The following is a 25,478-nucleotide window of genomic DNA, read 5'->3' as shown; positions in this document are numbered from 1 at the left end:
TGGCTGGTTCAGTCCTGCGCGCGCTTCAGCCCGCGCACCCGGTGCCAGACGTAAAGGCCGATCAGCACGACCAGCACGATGCCGATCGCCAGGTCGGCGCGGTGGAAGAACGCCTTCACGCGGGGGTCGGAATCCCATTTTTCGCCCAGCTCGCGCCCGACGATGGCCAGCACCAGGCAGAAGGGCCAGCTGCCGATAAAGGTATAGAGGTGGAAGGGGACGAGCTTCATCCGCGCCACCCCGGCCGGAAAGGCGATGAAGGTGCGGATGACCGGCAGCAGCCGCCCGATCAGCACCGCGATCGAACCATAACGCGCGAAGAAGCGGTCGGCGGCGTCGAGCTCGCCCGGCCCGATCAGCAGATACTTGCCCCAGCGCTCGGCGACCGGCCGCCCGCCGCGCTTGCCGATCTCATAGGCGACGACCGAACCCAGATTGCAGCCCAGTGCCCCCGCCGTCGCGGCGAGGTACAGGTTGAACTGCCCCGTCGACACCAGATAGCCCGCGAACGGCATGATGATCTCGGAGGGCAGCGGGATGCACGCGCTCTCGATCGCCATCAACAGGGTGATGCCCAGATAGCCGCCCGTCGAGATGACCCAGATGGCAAAGCTCGCCAGTGCGGAAAGAATATGTTCGACCATGGGGCCAGCGACTTGCGCGATCGGGGGGCGGGGGTCAATCGGAACCGGACGGCCGCCGCTGTCTGCTTCGGGACAGCGGGCGGGGACTTGCCGGGGCATTTTCTCCTGCGATAGATGGGGCGCATGATGGTTCAGGCCCTTTTCGCGCTGTGGCTGGCGGCCGCACCGCTTCCCGCCGCCTCGGATGCCGAGGTCGATCCCGCGACGATCAATGTCGTCGATGCGATCGACTGTCGGCTGAATACCGACAGCTATGGGGCGCTGACCATGGCGCTGGACGAAGAGGCGAAGCGGCGCGGCTGGCGGCCGGTCGAGGGCAAGAATCCCTTCCTGCAGGAATATGAACTGCCGCAACCGATCCGCGTCGGCGAGGGCTGGACCACGCGCCGCATCGCCTTCAGCGCCAATGCGCTGCTCGCGATCCTGGACATTGCCGATCCGAAGACGGTGGCCGATCGCGTCGGCGTCACCAACACCCTGCCCGACCTGTCGGGACAGGGTGTCGCGGCCAAGTTCCTGGGCCAGCACGTCGTCAGCGACGAGACCGTCCTGGCCAAGGGCGAGGAAAAATTCGGCACACACAGCGTTATCGCGCGCTCCGTGTCGACCGTCACCAGCCATCCGGGCAAGACGCTCTATGGCTGTTCCTATGCCACCGACGTGATCGGCCGGGACGGCAAGCCGATCTGATCGCGGGACGGGGGCAGAGGGCACCGGGAACCGGGCGGTGGGCCTGCCGGTTGGATGGCCCATGACGATGCTGACCCTGAATGACGGCCGCAGCCTGCCCCAGCTGGGGCTGGGCACCTATCAAATCCCGGATTCGCAGGTGGCCGCCGTGGTCCGGCGCGGGCTCGACACCGGATACCGGCTGGTCGACACCGCCGCCATCTATGGCAATGAGCGCGGCGTGGGCGAGGGATTTCAGGGGGCGGATGCCTTTCTGACCACCAAGCTGTGGAACGACCGCCACCGCGATGCCGAGGCGGCGCTGGACGAGAGCCTGGCGCTGCTGGGTGTCGAGGCAGTTGACCTGTATCTCATCCACTGGCCGGTCCCGGCCGAGGATGCCTATGTCGAGGCATGGCAGAGCCTGATCGCGTTGCGGGACGCGGGCAAGGCGAAGTCGATCGGCGTGTCCAACTTCCTGCCCGAGCATCTCGACCGGATCATCGAGGCCACCGGCGTAGTGCCTGCGGTCAACCAGATCGAACTCCATCCCCGTTTCCAGCAGCGTGAGGCGCGGGCGTATCATGAGGCCAAGGGCATCGTGACCCAGAGCTGGAGCCCGCTGGGGCAGGGTGGCGAATTGCTGAAGACACCCGAGATCGTAGCGATCGCCGAGAAGCACGGTCGTTCGGCAGCGCAGGTGGTGCTGGCCTGGCATCTGGCGCATGGCCTGTCGGTTATCCCCAAGGCGGCGGACGCGGACCATATGGCGGACAATTTCGCTGCGGCGGAACTGACGCTGGATGACGAGGATATGTCGGCGATCGACGCCTTGGACGATGCGAATGGGCGGATCGGGCCCGACCCGCGCGAGATGTAAAGTTCCCACGCGATGCCTAGGCCTTTCCTTGCGGCGCTAGCGTCGGAATCTCGGTTGACAGCAAGCGACATATGAACATATTAGGATGTGTTCATATGTTGATATTTGCATGACTCCGGATGAGGGCGCGTTGTTGGCCGATGTGTTTCGTCTTTTGGGCGAACCCAATCGGCTGAGATTGGTGGTCGCGTGTCTGGACGGACCGCGTACCGTAGGCGAACTGACGCAGAAAGTTGGCGTGAGCCAGAGCCTGGTTTCGCAGCATCTTCGTCTGCTGCGCGCGGGGCGTCTGCTCAAACAGAGTCGGCAAGGGCGAAACGTCCTTTACGAACTGCCCGACTGCCACATCCGCACCATGCTTACCAACATGATGGACCATGTGCTCGAACCCGATTCCGTAGATGAGGAGTAAGTCAAATGGCCGTTACCGTTGATCAAGTGAAGTGCGCCTGCGCCGATTGTGTCTGCATCGTCAGCGTCAGCAACGCGATCGAAGCCGAAGGCCGCAGCTTCTGCAGCGACGCCTGCGCCCAGCATCATGAAGGTGGCAATGGTTGCGATCATGCCGGTTGCACCTGCCACGGCTGATGGTGCCGGGAGGCCGGGCACCGAGTGTCCGGCCTTTTTGCCGCCCATGCTCAGCAGGGGGCTGAAGCCCAGAAGACGTGGGTGCCGTGATCGTAACAGCCGAGAGGCGACAACGGTCAGCCCAACAGGGCTTGCGCCGCGAGTTTCAGGTCCTCGACGAACCGCGCATATTCCACCTCCTTCGCCGCCGGGTCGGGTAGGCGGAGCAAATAGCTCGGATGGACGGTGATGAAGGCGGTGCCACCATCGGGTAGGGTGAGGGGCTTGCCCCGTTCGCGGCCGATGGTCATGACCTTGCCGAACAGCGAACGCGCCGCCGTAGCGCCCAGCGCGACCGTCACCTGCGGCTGGATCAGCAGGCGTTCCTGCTCGACCCACCAGCGGCACGCCTGGATTTCCCCGGCATTGGGTGAGCTGTGGATACGGCGCTTGCCGCGCGGCTCGAATTTGAAATGCTTGACCGCGTTGGTGACGTAAGCGGTCGCGCGGTCGATCCCCGCTTCGGCTACCGCCCGGTCGAACACTTGTCCGGCCGGACCGACAAAGGGGTGGCCCGCCAGATCCTCCTGGTCGCCGGGCTGTTCGCCGACGAACATCAAGGCGGCATCGACCGGACCCTCGCCGAATACCGTCTGGGTCGCGGGCGCATGGAGCGGGCAGCGGGTACAGGTCATCGCCTCGTCGCGAAGCGCCGCCCAGGCTGTTTGCGCATTGCCGCCGCGCCCGGTTCGCACATCCGTCTTGGCCGCCGCGATCATACCCGTCTCCCGCGCCTGCGCGCCTGCGATCAATTCCGAGACCAACGCGGTTTCCGGCATGTTTTTCCAGTATTTGCGCGGCATCTCCTTCAGCATCGCGCCGATCTTCACGCGGGCGGGGTTGAAGATGCTGGCATAATAGGTCTTCCACACCGCCTCGGTCGGATCGCCCTCCGGCGCATCCGCCTTGGTCGCACCCGGGCCCTCGGTGAGTGTCTTGCCGTCCCAGTGGAGCGAGACCTCCGGCGTCAGGATCGACCAGCAGCTGGTTCAGCGTCTGCTCGCGCTCGTCATTCTGGTTGCCCAGACCCGCGCCGCGCGACCGGCCGACCGCGTCGATTTCGTCGATGAAGACGATGCACGGCGCCGACTTCTTGGCCTGCTCGAACATGTCGCGGACGCGGCTGGCGCCGACGCCGACGAACATCTCGACGAAGTCCGAACCCGAAATGGTGAAGAAGGGCACGCCCGCCTCACCCGCGATCGCGCGGGCGAGCAGCGTCTTGCCGGTACCCGGCGAGCCGACCAGCAGCGCGCCCTTGGGGATCTTGCCGCCGAGGCGCGCGAACTTCGACGGGTCCTTGAGGAACTCGACGATCTCCTGCAGCTCCTCGCGCGCCTCGTCGATACCCGCGACGTCGTCGAAGGTGACCTTGCCTTCCTTCTGCGTCAGCAGGCGGGCGCGGCTCTTGCCGAAGCCCATCGCGCCGGAGCCCGAATTCTTCTGCATCTGGCGCAGCACGAAGAAGGCAATGCCGAGGAACAGCAGGAACGGCAGCGACTGGACGAGGATATACTGCCAGATCGAGGGCGTATCCTCCGGTCGGGCATTGATTACCACGCCCTTCGCTCGCAGCGTCTCGACCAGTTTCGGGTCGCCCGGGTTGTTGGTGCGGAACTTGCCCTCGCTCGTGGTGAAGCCGATTGCGCCGGTTCCCGGCGTGATATTGGCTTCCTTCACGTCGCCGGTCTGCACCTTGTCGAGGAAGGTCGAATAGGGCACCGCATTGCCCGTAGGCTGCGCGGTCCGTGTGTCGAACAAGGTGACGAACAGCGCCAGCGCTGCAAGAATACCCACCCAGATGAGCAGGCTCTTCATCCAGGGGTTGTTCCCCCCGTTTTCCGGACCCTGCTGCTTGCCGTTTTCGCTCATCGTGTACCCGGTACCTTTCCAGCCCTAAAATAGGCATGGCGGCGTTAATGACAATGGAACAACGTCGATCAGCGTGATCGATGCGGAGGTGCCGGCGCAAAGTGCCAGCGGGTCCCCGGCCGCACCACGACTCCGGCCAATGTCGCTACCCGCCCGGCATCGACTGCGGCGATCAACCGGTCAAGCCCGGAACCGCGCGGGGCCGCGGCGTCCGCCACCATCGCGAGCGCGCGCGCGACGAGCCGGCGGCGTAGTTCGCGCGGCAGATCGGCGGGATCCAGCATCACCTCGCCGCCAGCGATTCGGGCGCGCGCCGCCCATTCGCGCTCGGCCACCCAGACGAGCGCCGCCTCCGCGTCGCGAAGATTGGCGGCGGCGAGCGCCAGCCGTGCGCGCGGTAGTTCCGGCGTTTCCGTGAGCAATGCGCGCATCCGGCTGCGATCGAAGCGCGGGTGGCGATTCGAAGGATCCTCTACCGGTTCGATTCCGGCACCCGCGACTCGCCCGGCAAGCTCGGCACGCGACCAGGCGAGCAACGGGCGGACCAGGAGCGGCGCAGGCTCGCCCTTTCGCAGCGGGCGACACGGCAGCATTGCCGCGAGCCCGCCCAGCCCTGCCCCGCGTCGGGCGCGCAGCAGGAAGGTTTCGGCAAGATCGTCCTGCTGGTGCGCCACGGCCACCCAGGGGGCACCTGCCGCCTCGGCCCAGTCGGCCAGGCTGCGATAGCGCATCGCCCGCGCACGATCCTGCAGGTTGCCGGCGGCGAGCATCTCCGGGCGAGGCGGCAAAATCGCGTGCGGAACAGCGATCCGCGCGCAGATCGTTCCGACGAACGCCGCCTCCTCGGCCGACTCCGCCCGCAGCCCGTGATCGACGGTCGCGGCGATCACTGCGCCTGGGAACGCAGCGCGGGCGAGGAGCAGCAGCGCCAGGCTGTCGGCGCCGCCGGAAACGGCGATGCCCAACGGTTCGGCGGCGGTCGGCGCCCGGCCTGCGAGCGCGAGCCAATCGGCGGTGAAGCGGGCGATGTCCTCGCCCGACAGCGCGTCGATCAGCGACGCGTCACTTGCAGCGCTGATCCGCACGGCCCTTGGCGACGCCCGCCTTCATCTCGGCCGAGAGCGACGCGCCATAGACCTTGTCCAGCTCGTCATAGACCTTGCAGACCTCATTGGCCGGCTTCTTCAGCTTCACCAGCGCCTGGGCGAGATAATAGAGGCTGTCCGGCGCGCGCTCGCCGTTCGGGTCCTTGGTGTAGTTCTCGTAGAGCGCGACCGCGGCAAGGCTCGGCTTGTTGTCGTCCAGATAGGCACGGCCGAGCAGGTTGCGCGCGAAGCTGGCGCGCTTGCCGGTGGGGAACTTGGCCTTGTACTGCTCGAGCACCTTGGCCGATTCCGGGTAGAACTTCGCCTGCCACAGGCGGTAGCCGTACAGGTACAGATCCTCGCCCGCGTCGCCCGTGCTCGGCTTCTGGACGGCGGCGACCTTCGCGGCGCGGTCCCCGGCCGGCTTGGGCGTGGCAGGCGCGGAATCACCCGAAGCGGCGACATCGCCATCGCTCGGCGCGGCGTCGGTGGACGCCGGGGCCGGCGGCGTCTCCAGCGTCTTCAGGCGTGCATCCGTCGCGGCCTTGTAGGCGCCGAACGCCTCTTCCAGCTGGCGCAGGCGATACTGGTTCTGCTCGATCTGCCCGGTCATGGTCTGGATCTGGCTCTCCAGCGCGGCGACGCGCTGGGTGAGATCGGCGAGCGGCGTCGTCGCGGGCACGCCCGGCGGGGTATTGTCCACCTGCTGGGTGATCTGCGGCTCGACGGTCATGCCGGCGCCGCCGGGGAAGACCTTGCGCTGCACAGCGCGCATCTCGCGCTCCAGCTTGTCGACCCGCTGGTCGACGCTGGCACCCTGGGTCTGCGCCTGGGCGGTGCCGGTGAAGCCGAACGCGGCAAAGGCCAGTGCCGCAGCGAGAGCAATACGCATCGTCGAAGATTCCCTCAGCGCCTCCCGGGGAAGCGGAGGCGTGGCGCCGCTATAGCCAAGCGGCGCCCGCTCGCGCCAGCCCCTCAGGGATTCGGCGTGTCGCCGCCTGGGGTCGTGCCGCCGGTGGAGGCGGCCGGCGGCACGGCGGCATCGGTCCCGTCCGTGCGCGGACGGCGACGCAGCGGACGCTCGCGCACCACCGGCGCGGCGCTGGCGCTCGGGGTGGGCGACGGCGTCGCCATGGGCTGGCCGCGGGCACGCAGTGCCGCCGAGGTCAGCTCGGCCTCGACCACCTTCACTTCGGTGCCGAGCGGCGCGACTTCGCTGCCGTTCAGCAGCACCTGCAGCTGGTCCGGCCGGCCGGTGCGGATGCGGGGATGATCGGCGTCGTCGGGCACTTCGTAGCGATCGCCGGCGGCCAGTTCCTTCTCCGCCAGCTTCTTGCCGGTAGCATCGGTGATCCGGATCCACGCGGGCCCGCGCGCGACAAGGGTGACGTGCTCCACCGCCGGGACGGTCGGGCTCGGCGCCGGAGCGGGCGCCGCCGCCGTCGGCGTGGGCGTCGGCTCGATCTGCTGCGCAATGCCATCGCCCTGACTCGCGCCGCCGCGGAACCAGTTGGTGCCGTACCAGATGCCGATGCCCGCGACGAGCAGCACCGCGACGATCACGCCCAGCCACACGACCCCGCCGGGGGCGGCGCGTGACGGCTCCTGCACCGGATATTCGGGGGTGATCGCCGGACGCTCGATCTGGCCGAGCTCGGCGCGGACGTCGCGGGCGATCGCCACCTCGTCGGCATCGACGGCGCGGGCATAGGCCTTGGCGAAGCCGCTGGCATAGGTGATCGACGGCAGACCGCTATAGGTGCCTTCCTCGATCGCCTCGAGATGGCGCTGCGGAATGCGGGTGCGGGCGGCGATCTCGGTGAGATCCAGCCCCAGTGCCTCGCGCGCGGCACGGAGCCGTTCGCCGGGGCGGGCAGCCGTCTGGCCGGAATCGTCGGGCGTATCGCCTTGCATTCTTTCCTCCGGCGAGCGCGTTGGACCCCTGGGTCGCTCGCCTTGTCGTGCAGGGGATGCCCCCGGGGTGCCGCTGCTGTCAACGCCGCGGCGAAATCATTCCGTCGTCGGATCAGGCCAGCTCGACCCCCTGGGACTCCGCCCAGGCGGTGAGTTCGTCGCGCAGCGTGCCCTGCGGGTGCGCCAGCATGGCCGTCATCGCTTCCATCACCGCGCCGCGATCGAGCGAGCGGAGCATCGCCTTGATCGGCCCCACCGCGGCCGGCGTGATCGACAGGCGATCGATGCCGAGCCCGATCAGCGCCAGCGCCTCCAGCGGCCGCCCGCCCATCTCGCCGCACACCGCCACCGGCACGTTGGCCGCACGCGCCGCGTCGCTCACCCGCTTGAGGAAGCGCAGAATCGCCGGGCTCAGCCAGTCATAGCGCAGGGCAAGCTTGGGATGCGCGCGATCGGCGGCGAACAGGAACTGGGTCAGGTCGTTGGTGCCGATCGACAGGAACTGCAGCTTGGGCAACAGCACGTCGAGCACTTCGGCAAGCGCCGGCACTTCGAGCATCGCGCCGTAGCGGATCTCGGTCGGCATCTTGCGCCCGCGCGCAGCGAGCCAGCTATGCTGCGCCTCGAACAGCGCCCGCGCCTCGTCGAACTCCCAGGGTTCGGAAACCATCGGGAACATCACGTTGAGCGTCCGCCCTGCCGCCGCCTCGATCAGCGCGCGCGCCTGCGCCTTCATCAGGCCGTCGCGATCGAGCGCGAGGCGCAGCGCGCGCCAGCCCATGGCGGGGTTCTCTTCCTCGCCATCCTCGTCATGGTTCAGGTACGGCAGCGCCTTGTCGCCGCCGATGTCGACCGTGCGGAACACCACCGGCCGATCGCCCGCCGCCTCCAGCACGTCGCGGTACAGGCGCCGCTGGGCTTCGCGTTGCGGCAGGGTGGCGGAGACGAGGAACTGGAATTCGGTGCGGAACAGGCCGATGCCGTCCGCGCCGGTCAGGTCGAGCGCCGAGACGTCGTCGCGCAGCCCGGCATTGACCATCACCGTCACCCGGTGCCCGTCCTGGGTGACCGGCGCGACGTTCTTGAGCTGGGCGAACGCGGCGCGGCGCTTCTGGCTGAGCGCGAGCTTGGCCTCGAACGCCTCCTCCATCGCCAGCGAGGGGCGGACGAACACGCTTTCCTCGCCCACGTCGAGCAGCAGCAGGTCGCCCTCGGCCACTTCGCGGCGCACGTCGCGGACGCGGCCGAGCACCGGCACCCCCATGGCGCGCGCGACGATGGTGACATGGGCGGTGAGCGAGCCCTCCTCGAGCACCACGCCCTTGAGCCGTCGGCGGTCATATTCGAGCAGCTCGGCCGGCCCCAGGTTGCGCGCGATCAGGATCGAATCCTGGCGCAGGCCCAGTTGCGCGGCGGTGCCGAGCTGGCCCGAGACGATGCGCAGCAGCCGGTTGGAGAGGTCCTCCAGATCGTGCATCCGGTCGCGGAGCAGCGGATCGTCGATCTCGCGCATCCGCTGGCGGGTGCGCTGCTGGACGCGCTCGATCGCCGCCTCGGCGGTCAGGCCGGAATCGATCGCCTCGTTGATGCGACGGCTCCAGCCCTCGTCATAGGCGAACATCTTGTAGGTGGCGAGGATCTCCTCATGCTCGCCGCCGACGCCGAATTCGGCCTGGCTGGTCATGCGGTCGATCTGCTCGCGCATCTTGTCGAACGCGGCATAGACGCGGTGGCGCTCGGCCTCGGTGTCCTCGGCGACGGTATGCTCGATGACGATGCGTGGCTGGTGGAACACCGCCACGCCGCGGGCCATGCCCTCGACCAGCCGGAAGCCGCGGATCGTGCCGGCGGTGGTCGGCTGGAGCCGCGTCGAGGTGCCGCCCGCGGCATCGATCAGCTCGGCATTGGCGATCAGTTCGGAGAGCACCATCGCGACCGTCTGCAGCGCCTCGATCTCGATATCGGCATAGCGCCGCGGGTCGACATGCTGGACGGCGAGCACCCCCACCGCCCGCTCGCGCCGGATGATCGGCACGCCGGCGAAGCTGTGGAAGCGGTCTTCGCCCGTCTCGGGGTTGTGGACGAAGTTCGGGTGACTGGTCGCCTCGTCGAGGTTGAGCGTCTCGACATGGGCAGCGATGGTGCCGACCAGCCCCTCTCCCATCCCCAGCTTGGTGACGTGCACCGCCTCCTGCTTCAGCCCGCGCGTCGCGAACAGCTCCAGCGCGCCTTCGCGGAGGAGATAGATCGAGCAGACCTCGCTGTGCAGCGCCTCGCCGATGATGTTGGCGACGGCGTTGAGCTTCGACTGGACCGGCAGCCGTTTCGCCATCAGGTCATGAAGGCGGGTGAGGATTTCCCGGGCGGAGGCGGCAGCGGTCAGGGCCATAGGACAGCGCTAACAGATTGTGCGCACCCGCGCCAAGCCGCGTGCGCGGCAAAAGCGCGAAAGCGGAACCGCGGACGCTGCGGAAAGCAGAGAATATGCGCCAAACCAACCACCGTCATTCCCGCGAAGGCGGGAATCCATGTGCCAGAACGCTGGGGGCAGGAACCGCGGATTCAGCGCCAATGGATCCCCGCCTTCGCGGGGAGGACGATGGGTTTGTGGAGCGCGCGCAGTCTTACGCCGCCCGCTTCTCCAGCGCGTGCGCAGCTTCGGCCATCAGCGTTGAGATAATCGTCGCCACCGGCTCTTCCTTAGTGACCATGCCGACCGACTGGCCGGCCATCACGCTGCCATGCTCGACATCGCCGTCGATCACCGCGCGGCGCAGCGCGCCCGCCCAGTAATGCTCGATCTGCAGCTGCGCCTCGGCCATTTCGATGCCGCCCTGGTCCAGCGCCTGCGCCACTTCGCGCTGCTTGGCGGTGAACAGCTCGCCGCCGGCATTCTTGAGCGCGCGCACCGGTATCACCGGCAGGCGCGGATCGATCTGCACGCTGGCGATCGCGTCGCGGGCGGAGGCGCGGATGAATGCCTTCTTGAAATTGGCGTGCGCGATGCTCTCGGTCGCCGCGGCAAAGCGGGTGCCGAGCTGGACGCCCGCCGCGCCCATGTCGAGATAGCCGGCAATCGCCTCGCCCCGGCCGATGCCGCCGGCGACGAACACGGGGACCTGGCTCGCCACCTCGGGCAGGATCTCCTGCGCCAGCACGCTGGTCGAGACCGGGCCGATATGGCCGCCGGCTTCCATGCCCTCCACGACGAGCGCGTCGACACCCGAGCGGATCAGCTTCTTGGCAAGGCTCAGCGCCGGCGCGAAGCAGATCAGCTTGGCGCCGTGGCCCTTGATCGCATCGAGCGACCCCGCCGGCGGCAGCCCGCCCGCGAGCACGACATGGCCGACGCCGTGCTTCCCGCACACGTCGATCAGCTCGAACAGCTGCGGGTGCATGGTGATCAGGTTCACGCCGAAGGGCTTCGCGGTCAGCGCCTTGGTCGCGGCGATTTCCGCGTCGAGCAGTTCGGGGCTCATCGCGCCGCACGCGATCACGCCGAAGCCGCCGGCGTTCGAGATGGCAGCGACGAGGTTGCGCTCGGACACCCAGGACATCGCGCCGCCGAGGATGGCGGTCTCGCTGCCCAGGAAGTCGCAGCCGCGCGCCATGCGGCGGGCCAGGCGCTCGGCGCCGATCGAAGAAAGTGCGTTCATGCCCGCCGCCTAATCCTTTCCGCTATCGCGCGGCAAGTCCGCAAGCGCCCCCGGCGGCGCGCCTGCCGGTTCCACCGAAATGGCGACACGTGACCCGCACCTCGTTCAGGATGGATCAAACCTGCATACCGCGGCCGCAGCTTCGGGCGTATGCCACAATCGCGCAAGAGATACTGCGAATCGGTCGCCCATAAAAACAAATCAATCCAAGTTATGTGCGACCATTTTCTTCGAACACCTTTGTCGTTCCTGAAGATTACGGCCACACATGCCGCCATAGACATGGAGAGGGACATGACGACCAACTACACGATCTATCTCGTGAATCAGTCTTCGACGACACAAACCTTCTGGTGCTTCCTGACCCGCCCGCAGGAACTCGCCTCGGACCCGAATGTTTTTGCCAATTCGAGCGCTTCGCTGGCGATCCGCTCGAACGACCCATCGACCAATTCCTTCACGATCCCGGTACAATATGTCGTGGCCGCCGGCGCCAGTAATCAAGCCGTCGGGCTCAACGTCCAGATCAACTCGTCCATTTCGCAAAATGCGGATCTGGGGCAAATCTGGGAAGCCAAGTACGAAAACGCCCCGCCAAAAATGGGGCCGTCGCTGACTCTCGACTCCAGTTCGGTGGGGCCAAAGAGCCTGAAGATCGTCACGAACCCGTTCAATCAAGAGCAGAACGAGGCGCTGAACTGGTTCAGCAACCAATCGTTCGGCATCGAGACGGAATCGGGCTTCATGGGAATGACCTGGTCGCCGTCGCCCAACCAATCCCGCACGCTGACGCCGAAGCTCAGCTTCTACGTGAGCGCCGGCAGCTTCGGTGATTCCGAGCTGGCGGACTGGACTCAAGTCAGCAACAATGCCGCGCAGGTGAGCGTGCCGACCTCCTTCTCGGCCAATGCCTGCACCGTCACGTACCTCAACAACGGGACCTGGAGCGTCACCCCCGGCAAACCGCCCCAGATGCTGTTCAAGGAAAACCTCTCCCTGCTCGGCACCGAAGACATCGCCCAGCTGCTGGCGCTTTCGTATATCGACACCAACAAGATCCAGCAGGATACGGTCAAGTCCGTCTACTGGAAGAACACCACCGAAGCGCTCGATGCTGAAACCGAGGAAGAGGGAGAGGCCGCGCTGCTGACCAACACCTTCCTTACCGGCACGGTCACGGTAACGGCGGCGCTCACGGCGGCGTTCACCTATTTCGTCCTGTCCGGCGTGCAGTTCACGGTGATCGGCAATCCGCAGGGGACCACGGTGAACTTCACCTATAACGGCACGATGTCGGCGCAGGCGGTTCAGAACTTGCTGGTCGCCGGCGCGCAGATCGTGTTCGGCGGCGCGAACTGAGCCGGCCGGCCCGTGGCGGATAGCGGCTCCTGGATACCGTCCTCGACGGCTTCGCTGCCCGCCTTGCGGTTCCCGCCGGTGCCTGTGCCCGGCGGGAATCGACTACATGAACCCGCAGCCACGGCGACGCCGCACACCAGCGTGCTGATTCAGCTCGACGGGCTCTCCTCGGTTGATCTGGTGGCAAGCTTTGCCGGCGCCGGCCCGGCCGCGCCGCATCCGGGCGAGCTGGTCGCCGGCGTGCAGCAGGTCTTGACCCAGGCCTATATCGATTACAACCAGCAACTGCCGCTCTGGTGGATGGCGCAGGTGCTGCGGATCGGCGACATCTCCGCCAGCGGCTCGGTCGCCACCTATACCGCCGATACCGACAGTTTCACGCTGAGGATGGGCGAGATCGTCCTGAATCACGGTTCAGCGGGATGGAGCATCCCCAGCTTCGACAGCACCGTCTATTCGGTATTCGTCGGCTTCGGGCTCGGCAGCCCGTATGCCTTTCCCGCCTTTTTGGCGCAGGTGTCGCCGCTGACGACCGTCCAGATCGGCGCCGGTGGCTATGTCCTTGGCCAGCCGAGCAATTCGGGGACGATTGGCAGCCCGGTCGCCGCCAGCGACAGCTGGACGATGCCGCTTGGCGAAGCGTGGCTGCTGTGCTTCAACGCCTCGGGCGTCGGCACGCTCAGCAGCCGCTGAGGCGCCGGTACGGAGCCCGGCGCCGCCACGGCTTCAGGCCGCCACCTCGTCCGCGTCGAGGCCATAGGCGGTGTGCAGCACGCGCACCGCGAGTTCGGTGTAATCCTCTTCGATCAGCACCGAGACCTTGATCTCGGAGGTGGTGATCGCCTGGATGTTGATGCCGCGCGCGCCCAGCGTCTGGAACATCGTCGCGGCGACACCGGCATGGCTGCGCATGCCGACGCCGACCACCGACACCTTGGCCACGCGGGTGTCGTGGCTGATGTCGGTGAAGCCGATCGACTCCTTCGACTGCGCCAGGATCTCCAGCGAGCGGGCGAGGTCTGCCGCCGGCACGGTGAACGTCACGTCGGTCGCGCTCGCGCTGCCGGCGCTCTGGTGCGCGATGTTCTGGATGATCATGTCGACATTGATGCTGGCATCGGCAAGCGGCGTGAAGATCGACGCCACCGCGCCGGGCTTGTCCGGCACCGCGGTCAGCGTGATCTTGGCCTCGTTCTTGTCGTGCGCGATGCCGGTGATGAGCTGGCGTTCCACGTCCTGAATCTCCTCTTCGCCCACGATCATCGTCCCGGGCAATGTATCTGCCATCGGCGCGTCGTCGCCCGTGAAGGACGAGAGCACCTGCACGCGAACCCCTTCCTTCATCGCCAGGCCGACCGAACGGGTCTGGAGCACCTTGGCGCCGACGCTGGCGAGTTCGAGCATTTCCTCATAGGTCACGCGCTTCAGCTTGCGCGCGCGGGGCACGATGCGCGGATCGGTGGTGTAGACCCCGTCGACATCGGTGTAGATGTCGCAGCGATCGGCCTTCACCGCCGCCGCCACCGCCACCGCCGAGGTGTCCGAGCCACCGCGACCGAGCGTGGTGATCCGGCCCTCGTGCACGCCCTGGAAGCCCGGCACCACCGCGACTTCGCCGCCTGCCATGCTGGCGAGCAGCGCGTCGGTGCCGATATCCTCGATGCGGGCCTTGGCGAAGGCGTCCGAAGTCTGCACCGGCAGCTGCCAGCCGAGCCAGGAGCGCGCCGGCACGCCGATCGCCTGGAGCGCGATCGCCAGCAGACCGCTGGTGATCTGCTCGCCGGCGGAGACGACGACGTCATATTCCTTGGGGTCGTAGAGCGAGGAGGCCTCGCGGCAGAAACCGACCAGCCGATCGGTCTCGCCCGCCATCGCCGAGACGACCACGGCGACCTGGTTGCCCGCCTCCCACTCGCGTTTGACGCGGGCGGCAACGCTGCGGATACGCTCGATCCCGGCCATCGATGTGCCGCCGAACTTCATTACGATACGCGCCATGGCTGGTTGCTTGTTTCCTGCCCTTGGGAGAGATGGGCGTGCCTGATAGGAGCCAGCGATGCCGAACGCAACAATAGCTACGATTGACCCCCGTGAAGCGGAACATTTCGGTCGTCTGGCGGCCGATTGGTGGAATCCTAAGGGCTCCTCGGCCATGCTGCACAGACTGAATCCTGCGCGGCTCGGCTATATCCGCCGCGCGATCGACAGCCATTGGGGCAGCGATTCGGCCGATTTCATGCCGCTGACCGGCAAGACCGCGATCGACGTGGGCTGCGGCGCCGGGCTGCTCTGCGAGCCGCTCGCCCGGCTCGGCGCGCGGGTGACCGGCGTGGATGCCGCCGCCGAGAATATCGGCGCGGCGCGCGCGCATGCGGCACTCTCCGGGCTGCCGATCGACTATGTCCATGGCGGCATCGAGGATCTGGCCGGCCGCACCTTCGATCTCGTCACCTCGATGGAGGTGATCGAGCATGTCAGCGATCCCGCCGGTTTCGTCCGCGGCCTCGTGGGGGCGCTGGCCGAGGGCGGGCTGATGGTGCTTTCCACCCCCAACCGCACCCCGCTCTCGCGCCTGGCGATGATCACGCTGGCCGAAGGCACGGGCGCGATCCCCAGGGGCACCCATGACTGGAGCCGTTTCCTCAAGCCCGAGGAACTCGAGGCGCTGCTCACGGATTCGGGCATGAAGGTGATCGATCGCCAGGGCCTCAGCTTCTCCCCCACACGCGGCTTCGTGGTCAGCGAGAACCAGGCGCTCAACTATCTGGTGACCGCGATCCGCGCCTGACAGGAGACGCCCATGGACCCGCTCGACCGCTTCGTCGCCGCCCAGGCACGGGACTATGCGGTCGCGCTGGCCGAGCTGCAGCGCGGGCGCAAGACCAGCCACTGGATCTGGTACGTCTTTCCCCAGATCGCGGGGCTCGGCCGCAGCGACATGGCGCAGCGCTACGCCATCACCGATCTGGCGGAAGCGCGTGCCTATCTGGCGCATCCGGTGCTGGGCCCGCGGCTGCGCGAGGCGGCGGCCGCACTGCTGGCCCATGCCGGCAACCGCGCCGCCATCGCCATTCTAGGCGACATTGATGCGGTGAAGGTCCGCTCGTCGATGACGCTGTTCGAGGCGGCCGACACCGAGACGGACAGCGTCTTCGCCGCCTGTCTCGATGCCTTCTACGCCGGCAGCCGCGATCCCGAGACGCTGCGCCGGATCATTTGTTGAGATCGAGCAGCAGGATCGGCCCGATATCGAGCACCTGCTTGGCGGTGGCGAGGTGCAGCGAGACCGAGATGTCGCCCGCCGCATAGTCGCGGTCGGCCACGCCGACGACGTGCACCATCTTCCATTCGCTGCCGACCTCGGCCTCGCCCTTGAACACGGTCGTGTAGGGCTCCTTGGCGAGACCGACCTGGATCGTCGCGATCCTGGCGGTGGTGGCACCCTCGGGCAGCTTTTCCGCGCGGGCCCACACGGCGACGACCAGCTTGTCGCCCTTCTTCACCGGCTGGTTGATCGACGAGATCAGCCCGACGCCCCACGGCTGGTCCGAGGCCGACGCGATCGGCACGCGCAGCGCGCGGCCACCCTGGACGTTCTTGTCCTTCACCACTGCGGGCTTGGCGCTGAGGCCATAGACGTTGAACGTCTCCGGCGTCGGCGCATTGATGATCTGCTTGGAAATATCGGGCTGCTGCTGTTGCGCCTGCGCGAACGCGGGCGGCGCGACGGCAGACAGACACAGCACGACCATGCACAGCCAGGATTTCATGGCACCCCTCCTCCGTTATGTTGTTCTGCGCAGGCTATCGCAGGCGTCAACGCTGTCAACACCCGCCGATTGACAGCCCTGCCCCGGGGCCGGACAGAGGGTCCATGTCGACGATCAAGCTGCATCCGAGCTGGCTGGCGCCGCTCGAACAGGAATTCGCCCAGCCCTACATGGCCGCGCTGCGCGACTATCTGCGCGCCGAAAAGGCGGCGGGGAAGCGGATCTTCCCGGCGGGCAAGGACTGGTTCCGCGCGCTCGACCTGACGCCGCTGGAGCAGGTGCGCGTGGTGATCCTCGGGCAGGATCCCTATCACGGCGAGGGCCAGGCGCACGGCCTGTGCTTCTCGGTGCAGCCGGGCGTGCGCACCCCGCCGAGTCTGGTCAACATCTACAAGGAGATGGAGACCGATCTCGGCATCCCCCGCGCGCAGCACGGCTTCCTCGAGCATTGGGCGCAGCAGGGCGTGCTGCTGCTCAACGCGGTGCTGACGGTGGAGATGGGCCGCGCCGCCGCGCATCAGGGCCGTGGCTGGGAGCGCTTCACCGACGCGGTGATCCGCCTGGTGAACGCCAAGGCAGAGCCGGTGGTGTTCCTGCTCTGGGGCAGCCACGCCCAGAAGAAGGCGGCATTCGTCGAGTCGATCGACAAGGGCGGTCGGCATCTGGTGCTGAAGTCCCCGCATCCCTCGCCGCTCTCGGCGCATTCCGGGTTCTTCGGCAGCCGCCCGTTCAGCAAGGCGAATGCGTTTCTCGAAAGCGTCGGCCAGAAGCCGATCGACTGGGCGCTGCCGCCGCTCTCCTGAGCCGGCAGCAGGCGCCCCATCCGTTCAGGCCGCGGCGATCGTCGCCCGCCCCCCGCGCCGGCGGCGCAGTGCAGCGCCGGCCAGGGCGAAACCGCCGATCAGCATTGCCCAGCTCGCCGGCTCGGGCACCGCGCCGCCGGTGCCGCCGGTGGTCTTGAAGCTCAGGCTCCAGCCGCCCGAAACCGAGCCCGTGTCGCCCGCGGCCTGATCGAAGGCCAGCAGGCGCCAGTCGCCGTTCGGATTGATGCCGTTGAAACCGGCGAAGAAGATCGCGTTGGTCAGGCCGTTGAAGCCGTAGCTGCCCCAGTTCGAGGGCAGGTAGCTGCCGGCGGTGATCGCCTTGTCGTCGAGAACCGTCGACGGCAGGAAGGCCGAGGCAGTGTCGGTAAAGGTCAGCGTCTGGTGATCGACGGCATAGGCGCCCCCCGCCTCGCTCCAGAAGATCAGGCCGATGCCGGCGCGTTCGGAAACCAGGCCGAAGACCAGATCGTTGGCGAAGGTGTGGGTGACATCGCTCAGCGTCACCGAAACGCTCGAGACGAGCCCCTGCAGGCCGGAGACCGAGATGACGCTGTCCGCGGCGCCCTGGTCGGGAATGTCGATTGCCGACGGGTTGATGAAGGTCTGCGCCGCGGCCGGTACGGCCAGGCACGCGAGAATCAGTGCAACAATCCAACGCATGATGTCATCCCCTGTTGTGCCTCTGCGAGGCAGTGCGACGCTGGCCCTTTCCCCTGTCTGGGGGGCGACACGGCTTGAGGGGGGACCCTGGGGAGATATGGTTAATATAAGGTTGCCGAACCCTGCAGGAACCCGCCCGAGGGCGAGGATTCCTGCAGCATTCGGCAGATCGGCAGGTGATCAGTCGTGTTCGCGGCCGCCGGCGCCCATATAGAGTTCGCTGCCGGTCTCGCGGAACACCTTGCTCATCTCGGCCATGCCCGCCTCGGCCTCGGCGGGTGCCGCTGCGGGCGTCGCGGCCAGGAAGCTGTCCGCCGCCTGGTTCTGCTTGGCGGCGAAGTCGCGCACTTCCTGGGTGATCTTCATCGAGCAGAATTTGGGCCCGCACATCGAGCAGAAATGCGCGGTCTTGGCGCCTTCGGCGGGCAGCGTCTGGTCGTGATACTGCTCGGCAGTGTCCGGATCGAGCGACAGGTTGAACTGGTCGCGCCAGCGGAACTCGAAGCGCGCGCGGCTCAGCGCATCGTCGCGCACCTTGGCCGCCGGATGGCCCTTGGCGAGGTCCGCCGCATGCGCCGCCAGCTTGTAGGTGACCACGCCCACCTTCACGTCGTCGCGGTCCGGCAGGCCCAGATGCTCCTTCGGCGTGACGTAGCAGAGCATCGCCGTGCCGTACCAGCCGATTATCGCCGCGCCGATGCCGCTGGTGATGTGGTCATAGCCCGGCGCGATGTCGGTGGTCAGCGGCCCGAGCGTGTAGAAGGGCGCCTCGCCGCACGCCTCGAGCTGCTTTTCCATGTTCTGCTTGATCTTGTGCATCGGCACATGGCCGGGGCCTTCGATCATCACCTGCACGTCCTGCTCCCAGGCGCGCTTGGTCAGCTCGCCCAGCGTGTAGAGCTCGGCGAACTGCGCCTCGTCGTTTGCGTCGGCGATCGAGCCGGGGCGCAGGCCGTCGCCCAGCGAATAGGCGATGTCATAGGCCTTCATGATCTCGGTGATCTCGTCGAACCGCTCGTAGAGGAACGATTCGCGGTGATGCGCGAGGCACCATTTGGCCATGATCGAGCCGCCGCGGCTGACGATGCCGGTGACGCGCTTGGCGGTCATCGGGATGTACGGCAGCCGGACGCCGGCATGGATGGTGAAATAGTCGACGCCCTGCTCGGCCTGCTCGATCAGCGTGTCGCGGAAGATCTCCCAGGTGAGCTCCTCGGCGATGCCGCCGACCTTCTCCAGCGCCTGGTAGATCGGCACCGTGCCGATCGGCACCGGCGAGTTGCGCAGGATCCATTCGCGGGTGTCGTGGATGTTGCGGCCGGTGGAGAGGTCCATCACCGTGTCCGCGCCCCAGCGGATCGACCAGACCATCTTGTCGACCTCGGACGCGACGTCGCTGGCGACCGCCGAATTGCCGATATTGGCGTTGATCTTCACCAGGAAGTTGCGACCGATCGCCATCGGCTCGCTTTCCGGGTGGTTGACGTTGTTCGGGATGATCGCCCGGCCGCGCGCGACCTCGTCGCGGACGAATTCGGGGGTCACGTAATCGGGGATCGAGGCACCCCAATCCTGCCCGTCGCGGACATATTCGGCGAGCCGCTCGCGTCCGAGATTCTCGCGCTCGGCGACATATTCCATCTCGGGCGTGATGATGCCGCGCTTGGCATAGTGCATCTGGGACACGTTCATGCCCGGCTTGGCGCGCAGCGGCCGCTGCACCACGTTCGGGAACTGCGGCACGCCCGCCGAGCGGTCGGGGCCCTTCAGCCCATTGTCCTCGGGCTGCACCTGGCGCGCGTCATAGGCTTCGACATCGCGGCGGCCGAGGATCCAGTCGCGGCGCAGCGCCGGCAGGCCGGCCATGATGTCGATGCGGGCATCGGGATCGGTGTAAGGGCCGGAGGTGTCGTAGACGCGCACCGGCGGCTCGCCGCTGCCCGGCTCGAGATGGATCTCGCGCATCGCGACGCGGTGCTTGCCGACGTGGATCTTGCGGCTGCCACGAATGGGGCCGGTGGTAACGCCGATTTCGGTCTTGGCGGGGATGTCGGCCATGCTCGTCTACTCCTTGGCGGACGTACGGAGAGCAGACGGACCTCGGGAAACCGGACCCTCCCTCCCTACGCCGGTATCAACCGGATCAGGTTCAGCGGGTCGAGGGCTGCAGCCCTCCTCTCAACCGCTGCGCCAGCGGTCCCCCGGGGAATGATGCGTGGTGTAAAGACTTGTTCGCGCGCGGGCAATGCCCCCGTCAGAAGGTATAGGCGATACCGAGCAGGCCGTAGAGCTGGTTGCGCGAGCCTGCGATCCGCACGATCGGCGAGTCCGCGGCATCGTTCAGCAAGCGGCTGTAGCCGACGCCCCCGATCGCCGAGAGACCATGGGTCAGGTCGCCGGTGAGCGCCACATTGGCATAGCCGGTGACGCCCCAGTCCTTCCAGCCCTTGCCGGCGCTATAGACCGGCAGGCCGCTGCGCAGGCTGCCCGCCGGTGTTACGCCGAAATAGGTCTGCGCATAGCCGTCGCCCACATAATCGGCCGACGCGTTGATGCCGACATAGGCCTTGCGGCTGAGCGGCGTGCCGTAGTCGATCGAGGGGGTGACGACGTAGCTCTTGTGGATGTCGCCCACGTCGTGGACATAGGCGACGCTCACCGTCAGCTTGTCATAGTCGCTGGTCAGCACGCCCTGCTTGCCGATGCCGACAAAGCCGCCCAGCTCCGCTGCCGCCTTGATCTTGCCGAGCGCGCTCACCTGACGATCCTCGATCCGCGAGGTACGGTTGAGGTTGATGTTCACTACCGGTCCGGCCTGGAAGTCCCAGCCGGGGCCGCCCGGCGTCGGGATCAGGTCGGCCCAGGCGCGGTTGCCGCGCACCGTGAAGTTGATGCCCGAGACGCGGCCGCGTACCCCTGGCACCGCCGTGATCACGCTGTTGTCCGAGCCTTCGTAGCTCGGCACCACCGCCGCGCCGACGCCGACCATGATGCTGTCGCGGTCGAGATCGGGCGGACTGTCGGTGCCGCTCTGCTGCGCGAAGGCGGGGGCCGCCGCGAGCAGCGGCAGCAGAAAGGCAGCGCAGGCAGCGGCGGGTCGCATCGAAACCATGGAATACTCCGGGAACGGGATCGTGTGGATCAGAACCCGGGCAACGCCTGCACGCTGGCGCAGTTCCTAGAGCAGGTAGCGCAGCTTCACTTCCTGCCGGTCGCTGCCGCCCTCCAGCGGGAAGCGCGCGGCGGAGAAGCGCGGCGGGCCGAAGCCGATCACCGGGTTGCGCGAAAAGCCGAAGCCTTCGCGCGGGATGCCCATGAAGGTGTCGAGCTTGCCGTTGCCGTTCGCGTCGTGGATCACCGCCACCGCATAGTCGCCCGGCGCCAGCGCGGTCAGGCGCAGCTTGGCGTCGCTCGCCGGGATGGTGCGCTTGATCGCGCCGCGGCCGTCGCGGCAATCCGGAAACTCGCTCGCGGCCGGCGCAATGCAGATCTGGAGCAGCCCGCGGGTCGAGCGCAGGCTGGTGAAATCAAGCTCCAGCGTCGCCAGCGGCGCGGCGCTGGTCAGCAGCGGCAGCGCGACGAGCGCCGCGCCCGCCCGGCGCATGGTCGAACCGCCCCAGCCCCTGGTCCGTCCCGCACAGCCGATCCCAGAACCGGAAATAAAGTCCATAATTGCACCCGTACCGCTCGTGATGGCGCTGATGATGGCTCGCCGTGATCAGCCATGCCCCCAGTGGCCCCCGCCACATCCAGGCCGGGAAGATCTCCCAGCCCATGTGGTTGGTCACCCCCATAACCGTCATCACCGTCAGCACCAAGCCAAGTGCGCCGACATGGATCGGAATTACGAAGACCAGCAGCGGAAGAACGATCGCACCGGACAGCGCCTCGCCCCAGTGGAAGCTCATCGCCGCCCAGGCGGTGGGTGGGCGGCTGGCATGGTGCACCGCGTGATAGCGGCGGAACAGCGCCGGCACATGCATCGCCCGGTGCGTCCAGTAGAACCAGCTGTCATGCAGGAACAGGTAGAGCAGTACCGACACCGGCAGATACCAGAGCGGCATCGCGTGCACGTCGTCGTAGATCCGCGTCCAGCCTTGCGCCTTCCACCCCCAGGCGACGATGCCGGCGGGGATGCCATAGATCGCCGCGGAGGCGAGGCTCCAGCCGATCTCCTTGGCGATCTGCCGGTCGAGCCCGGCATAGAGCCCCGGATGGCGCAGCCGCGTGGCCAGCGCGAATCCGGCCGAGGCGGCAAGGTAGCGCACGCCGACGATCACCGTCATGGCGAGCGCCGAGGCGAAGATGGCGAGCGCGATGTTCATCGCCGAACCTGCTACGCCCTCGGAACCCGCGCGGCAATGCGAACCCTTCCGCGTTGCCGGCCAGAACGAGAGAAAACTGCCATGTCGCCTCCGCCGTCTCCGCCGCCCCTGCGCATCCGCCGCATCCAGATCCTTACCCTCCACGTGCCGGTGCAGGCGGAGACGCTGCGTCGCCTGGCCGCGGGCGATGCAGCGTGCCTCGACGACGAGCCGGCGCTGTCGGCCATGCTGGCCATTGTCCGCGAGGCAAACCCGCTGGGCGACTTCGGCGCCTATCACGGCGTCGTCGAGCTTGGCCTTGGTTGGGAACTGTTTACGCCGGGGGACTCCGCCCGGCCGACCCTGGGCGCACCGAATGTCGAAAGCCGATCGCCCACGGTGATCCTCCGCATCCATGTGCCGGGCGAGGATCCGAGCGCGGCCGATGCGACCATCCGCCGAATCCTGGCAGCGCATCCCTGGGAGACGCCGGTGATGGAACGCAGTACCGCCGAGCTCCTCTCACGATAACGCTACCATGGATCCAATCGAAGGGGCACTCCGTCGTCTCCCCGTCAAGATGGCCTGACAATAGCAAGCAGAATAGGATGCCATCGTAGTTTTACGAAGCCCGATCGTTTCCTTTTAGCAACGCGTCGTTCCTAGTGTCGCATCCTGGAAGACTAAAACAACGGTCGCTGGGAGTGGTTGTCGTGAAACTTCGCTATCTCTTGCTCGCCTTCGGCGCGAGCGCCATCGTCCATCCTGCGCTCGCTCAGACCAGCGGCGAGGATGCCAAGCCGGCCAAGGCCGCGCAGGTGCCGGAGAAGGAGGTCTTCTCCACCGGCGTCGCCAAGGGCCGCGACCGGCTGGACAGCGCCACCTCGACGAGCGCGTTCCGCGCCGCCGAGTTCGAAAAGCTTGGCCCCCGGCCGCTGGGCGATGTGCTGCGCACCATGCCGGGCCTGCGCGTCGAAAGCGGCATCGGCGAGGGCAATGCCAACTACACCGTCCGCGGCCTGCCGCTCGCGGCCGGCGGCTCCAAATACATGCAGTTCCAGGAAGACGGGCTGCCGGTGCTCGAGTTCGGCGACATCTTCAACGTCGGCGTCGACGTGTTCATGCGCGCCGATTTCAACGTCGCCGCGATCGAGTCGATTCGCGGCGGCTCGGGCTCGACCTTCTCGTCCAACGCGCCGGGCGGCCTGATCAACCTGATTTCGAAGACCGGCGAGACCCGCGGCGGTGCGGTCCAGTTCACCACCGGCCTCGATTATGGCGAGAAGCGGGTGGACATGGATTATGGCCAGCCGATCGGCGATGGCTGGCGCTTCCACGTCGGCGGCTATTATCGCTCGGGCGAGGGCCCGCGCGACATCGGCTTCACCGGCTACAAGGGCGGCCAGTTCCGCTTCAACGTCACCAAGCAGTTCGCCACCGGCTATGTCCGCGTCAGCGGCAAGTGGCTGGACGATCGCTCGCCGACCTTCGCGCCCTATCCGATCCGGATCACCGGCACGAACGACAACCCGGTCGTCGGCAGCGTGACCGGCTTCGACATCCGCAAGGACTCGCTGCTCTCGCCCTTTATCGGCCCGGTGACGACGCTGGACGCCAACAACCAGCTCGCCCGGTTCGACGTCGCCAACGGCATGCACGCCAAGAGCAAGTCGATCGGCCTCGAGGCGCAGTTCGACGTCGCCGGCTTCACGATCAGCGAGCGCGCGCGCTACTCGGTCAATTCTGGCGATTTCCTGCGCGTCTTCCCGTCGAACGTCGCACCGATCGCCACCATCGCCGCCTCGCAGGCCGGCGCGGGAGCGGTGGCGACCTATGCCAGCGGCCCGAACATCGGCCAGCTGGTGCCGGTGAACGCCAACGGCAACGGGCTGCTCTCGTTCAACTACATGGCGCAGACGCGGATCGGTTCGCTCGACAACTTCACCAACGACATCCGCGCGACGCGGGTCTGGAAGATGGGCAAGGGCGACCTCACCGTCACCGGCGGGCTCTACAAGGCCAACCAGAAGCTCAACGCGACCTGGCTGCACTCGGGCATCGACACCGATGTGGCAGGGAATGCCCAAACCGCGATGGTCAATATCACCAGCGCGGCCGGTGTCGCCCAGACCCAGAACGGCTATTACACCTTCAGCCGCAACGGCAGCAAGTTCCGCCGCATCTTCGACGTGTCGTACGACATTCTCGCGCCCTATGGCTCGGTGAACTACCATGTCGGCAAGCTCTCGATCGGCGGCAGCGTCCGCTATGATCGCGGGCGGGTGCGCGGCTCGCTGGTCGGCGCCGATCTGGGCGGCGGCCGGGTGGGCCTGATCAGCTACGACATCAACGGCAACGGCATCATCTCCGCGCCGGAAACCCGCGTCGCCTATCTGCCGCTCGATAAGCCGGCGCCGGTCAACTATAACTACGGCTATTGGAGCTATTCGAGCGGCATCAACTACCGCGTCGCCGAGCCCTTCTCGGTGTTCGCCCGCTACAGCCGCGGCGCGCGCGCCAATGCCGACAAGATCCTGTTCACGCCGGCGGTGAGCGCGATCACCGGCGGGGTGCCCAACGCGGGCGACAAATATGACGAGGTCCGCCAGCTTGAAGGCGGCTTCAAGTTCCGCCACGCCGGCGCGACGCTGAACGTCACCGCCTTCCGCGCCACGGCGGACGACCACAATGTCCTCAACGGATCGGCCAACCAGACCATCCGCAGCTACCGTGCGACCGGCGTGGAAATGGAAGGCGGCTATCGCCGGGGTATCTTCAGCATCACGGCGGGCGCGACCTACACCACCGCCAAGATCACCCAGGACAAGCTCGACCCGACGCTGACCGGCAAGGAGCCCCGCCACCAGCCGGCCTGGACGCTGGAGGCCACGCCGCAGATCGAGCTGCGCCGCGTCACGCTGGGCGCGAACGTGGTGACGATCACCAGCAGCTATGCGCAGGACAGCAACCTGCTCAAGATGCCGGGCTTCACCGTGGTCAACGCCTTCCTGGTGGTGAAGCCGATCGACCGGGTGCGGGTGATGGTGAACGCGAGCAACCTGTTCGACCAGGTCGGCTTCTTCGAGTTCAACCAGAGCGAAGTGCCGGCCAACGGCATCGGCTGGGGCCGCTCGATCAACGGCCGCACCGTGTCGCTCTCGGCCAAGCTGGACTTTTGAAGACGAAGGAGGCGCCGGTCGGCCCGGCGCCTCCT

24 protein-coding genes, 2 pseudogenes and 1 riboswitch are annotated in these 25,478 nt (G+C 67.1%); of the genes and pseudogenes, 11 read left to right on the top strand and 15 right to left on the bottom strand.

Features of this window, described 5'->3' with window-relative positions:
- Positions 1-8: 8 nt before the first annotated feature.
- Positions 9-644, bottom strand: coding sequence for a DedA family protein (locus tag QZ814_RS16955; RefSeq protein ID WP_058715203.1), 636 nt, complete (start codon positions 642-644; stop codon positions 9-11).
- Positions 645-767: 123 nt separating this feature from the next.
- Between QZ814_RS16955 and QZ814_RS16950 the strand changes: the two genes are divergently transcribed.
- The 4 genes from QZ814_RS16950 to QZ814_RS16935 all read left to right on the top strand — a co-directional run bounded on the left by QZ814_RS16950 (position 768) and on the right by QZ814_RS16935 (position 2,781).
- Positions 768-1,334 (top strand): hypothetical protein, encoded by a 567-nt coding sequence (locus QZ814_RS16950; RefSeq protein ID WP_294334476.1) that lies wholly within the window; start codon positions 768-770, stop codon positions 1,332-1,334.
- 61 nt (positions 1,335-1,395) lie between these two features.
- On the top strand, positions 1,396-2,193 hold the full coding sequence (locus QZ814_RS16945) for an aldo/keto reductase (protein ID WP_294334473.1): 798 nt from the start codon (positions 1,396-1,398) through the stop codon (positions 2,191-2,193).
- Positions 2,194-2,302: 109 nt separating this feature from the next.
- Positions 2,303-2,605, top strand: coding sequence for a metalloregulator ArsR/SmtB family transcription factor (locus QZ814_RS16940; RefSeq protein ID WP_058733147.1), 303 nt, complete (start codon positions 2,303-2,305; stop codon positions 2,603-2,605).
- A 5-nt stretch (positions 2,606-2,610) separates the two neighbouring features.
- Positions 2,611-2,781 (top strand): metallothionein, encoded by a 171-nt coding sequence (locus QZ814_RS16935; RefSeq protein WP_294334471.1) that lies wholly within the window; start codon positions 2,611-2,613, stop codon positions 2,779-2,781.
- Between the two features lie 116 nt (positions 2,782-2,897).
- Here the strand turns inward: QZ814_RS16935 and QZ814_RS16930 are convergent.
- From QZ814_RS16930 to QZ814_RS16900, 7 genes and pseudogenes are all read right to left on the bottom strand, one after another.
- Positions 2,898-3,800 (bottom strand): annotated as a pseudogene (locus QZ814_RS16930) (UdgX family uracil-DNA binding protein); the annotation flags it as partial.
- A pseudogene (locus tag QZ814_RS16925) lies at positions 3,793-4,692 on the bottom strand (ATP-dependent metallopeptidase FtsH/Yme1/Tma family protein); the annotation flags it as partial. The pseudogenes QZ814_RS16930 and QZ814_RS16925, both read right to left, overlap by 8 nt.
- 68 nt (positions 4,693-4,760) lie before the next feature.
- Positions 4,761-5,777, bottom strand: coding sequence for a tRNA lysidine(34) synthetase TilS (tilS, locus tag QZ814_RS16920; protein ID WP_294334468.1), 1,017 nt, complete (start codon positions 5,775-5,777; stop codon positions 4,761-4,763).
- Positions 5,755-6,669, bottom strand: a complete 915-nt coding sequence (locus QZ814_RS16915) for a YbgF trimerization domain-containing protein (protein ID WP_294334467.1) — start codon at positions 6,667-6,669, stop codon at positions 5,755-5,757. The genes tilS and QZ814_RS16915 overlap by 23 nt, the downstream gene beginning before the upstream one ends.
- 83 nt (positions 6,670-6,752) lie before the next feature.
- Complete coding sequence (locus tag QZ814_RS16910; protein WP_294334465.1) at positions 6,753-7,691, bottom strand: helix-turn-helix domain-containing protein; 939 nt, start codon at positions 7,689-7,691, stop codon at positions 6,753-6,755.
- Between the two features lie 112 nt (positions 7,692-7,803).
- Positions 7,804-10,080, bottom strand: coding sequence for a phosphoenolpyruvate--protein phosphotransferase (gene ptsP, locus QZ814_RS16905; RefSeq protein WP_294334464.1), 2,277 nt, complete (start codon positions 10,078-10,080; stop codon positions 7,804-7,806).
- 235 nt (positions 10,081-10,315) lie between these two features.
- Positions 10,316-11,347: a nitronate monooxygenase gene (locus tag QZ814_RS16900; RefSeq protein WP_294334462.1), complete on the bottom strand. Its 1,032-nt coding sequence runs from the start codon at positions 11,345-11,347 to the stop codon at positions 10,316-10,318.
- A gap of 294 nt (positions 11,348-11,641) precedes the next feature.
- Between QZ814_RS16900 and QZ814_RS16895 the strand changes: the two genes are divergently transcribed.
- Both QZ814_RS16895 and QZ814_RS16890 read left to right on the top strand, forming a co-directional pair.
- Positions 11,642-12,706, top strand: coding sequence for a hypothetical protein (locus QZ814_RS16895; protein ID WP_294334460.1), 1,065 nt, complete (start codon positions 11,642-11,644; stop codon positions 12,704-12,706).
- A gap of 141 nt (positions 12,707-12,847) precedes the next feature.
- Complete coding sequence (locus QZ814_RS16890) at positions 12,848-13,399, top strand: hypothetical protein (protein ID WP_294334459.1); 552 nt, start codon at positions 12,848-12,850, stop codon at positions 13,397-13,399.
- Positions 13,400-13,432: 33 nt separating this feature from the next.
- On the opposite strand, the gene QZ814_RS16885 is transcribed toward QZ814_RS16890, so the two are convergent.
- The gene (locus QZ814_RS16885; RefSeq protein WP_294334458.1) at positions 13,433-14,704 is read right to left on the bottom strand and encodes an aspartate kinase; all 1,272 of its coding nucleotides are present in this window, start codon (positions 14,702-14,704) and stop codon (positions 13,433-13,435) included.
- Between the two features lie 58 nt (positions 14,705-14,762).
- Here QZ814_RS16885 and ubiG point away from each other — a divergent pair, with 58 nt between their 5' ends.
- Together ubiG and QZ814_RS16875 are read left to right on the top strand one after the other, a co-directional pair.
- On the top strand, positions 14,763-15,494 hold the full coding sequence (gene ubiG, locus QZ814_RS16880; RefSeq protein WP_294334456.1) for a bifunctional 2-polyprenyl-6-hydroxyphenol methylase/3-demethylubiquinol 3-O-methyltransferase UbiG: 732 nt from the start codon (positions 14,763-14,765) through the stop codon (positions 15,492-15,494).
- Positions 15,495-15,506: 12 nt separating this feature from the next.
- Positions 15,507-15,929, top strand: a complete 423-nt coding sequence (locus QZ814_RS16875) for a DUF1810 domain-containing protein (protein WP_294334454.1) — start codon at positions 15,507-15,509, stop codon at positions 15,927-15,929.
- Here the strand turns inward: QZ814_RS16875 and QZ814_RS16870 are convergent.
- Entirely contained in the window at positions 15,919-16,476 is a 558-nt protein-coding gene (locus QZ814_RS16870) for a hypothetical protein (RefSeq protein ID WP_294334452.1), read from the bottom strand. The genes QZ814_RS16875 and QZ814_RS16870 overlap by 11 nt on opposite strands.
- Positions 16,477-16,580: 104 nt before the next feature.
- On the opposite strand from QZ814_RS16870, the gene ung reads away from it, so the two are divergent.
- On the top strand, positions 16,581-17,279 hold the full coding sequence (gene ung, locus QZ814_RS16865; protein WP_294334450.1) for a uracil-DNA glycosylase: 699 nt from the start codon (positions 16,581-16,583) through the stop codon (positions 17,277-17,279).
- 24 nt (positions 17,280-17,303) lie between these two features.
- On the opposite strand, the gene QZ814_RS16860 is transcribed toward ung, so the two are convergent.
- From QZ814_RS16860 to QZ814_RS16840, 5 genes are all read right to left on the bottom strand, one after another.
- Complete coding sequence (locus QZ814_RS16860) at positions 17,304-17,960, bottom strand: PEPxxWA-CTERM sorting domain-containing protein (RefSeq protein ID WP_294334449.1); 657 nt, start codon at positions 17,958-17,960, stop codon at positions 17,304-17,306.
- A 180-nt stretch (positions 17,961-18,140) separates the two neighbouring features.
- Positions 18,141-20,018, bottom strand: coding sequence for a phosphomethylpyrimidine synthase ThiC (thiC, locus tag QZ814_RS16855; RefSeq protein WP_294334446.1), 1,878 nt, complete (start codon positions 20,016-20,018; stop codon positions 18,141-18,143).
- 45 nt (positions 20,019-20,063) lie between these two features.
- Positions 20,064-20,174, bottom strand: a riboswitch (TPP riboswitch).
- 40 nt (positions 20,175-20,214) lie between these two features.
- Positions 20,215-21,072, bottom strand: a complete 858-nt coding sequence (locus tag QZ814_RS16850) for a MipA/OmpV family protein (RefSeq protein ID WP_294334444.1) — start codon at positions 21,070-21,072, stop codon at positions 20,215-20,217.
- 66 nt (positions 21,073-21,138) lie between these two features.
- Positions 21,139-21,564 (bottom strand): DUF2141 domain-containing protein, encoded by a 426-nt coding sequence (locus tag QZ814_RS16845; RefSeq protein WP_294334443.1) that lies wholly within the window; start codon positions 21,562-21,564, stop codon positions 21,139-21,141.
- A complete protein-coding gene (locus tag QZ814_RS16840; protein WP_294334441.1) occupies positions 21,488-22,285 on the bottom strand; it encodes a sterol desaturase family protein in 798 nt (265 codons plus the stop codon). Before QZ814_RS16840 ends, QZ814_RS16845 begins: the two co-directional genes overlap by 77 nt.
- Before the next feature lie 81 nt (positions 22,286-22,366).
- Between QZ814_RS16840 and QZ814_RS16835 the strand changes: the two genes are divergently transcribed.
- Positions 22,367-22,795 carry a hypothetical protein gene (locus QZ814_RS16835; RefSeq protein WP_294334439.1) on the top strand — a complete coding sequence of 143 codons (429 nt, stop codon included), beginning with the start codon at positions 22,367-22,369 and terminating at the stop codon, positions 22,793-22,795.
- Between the two features lie 182 nt (positions 22,796-22,977).
- On the top strand, positions 22,978-25,443 hold the full coding sequence (locus tag QZ814_RS16830) for a TonB-dependent receptor (protein WP_294334438.1): 2,466 nt from the start codon (positions 22,978-22,980) through the stop codon (positions 25,441-25,443).
- Positions 25,444-25,478 lie beyond the last annotated feature (35 nt).

The organism is uncultured Sphingomonas sp., assembly GCF_913777625.1.
Classification (GTDB): Bacteria; Pseudomonadota; Alphaproteobacteria; order Sphingomonadales; family Sphingomonadaceae; genus Sphingomonas.
The sequence above is the reverse complement of the archived record's forward strand: the minus strand, read 5'-3'. Positions and strand labels throughout refer to the sequence as shown.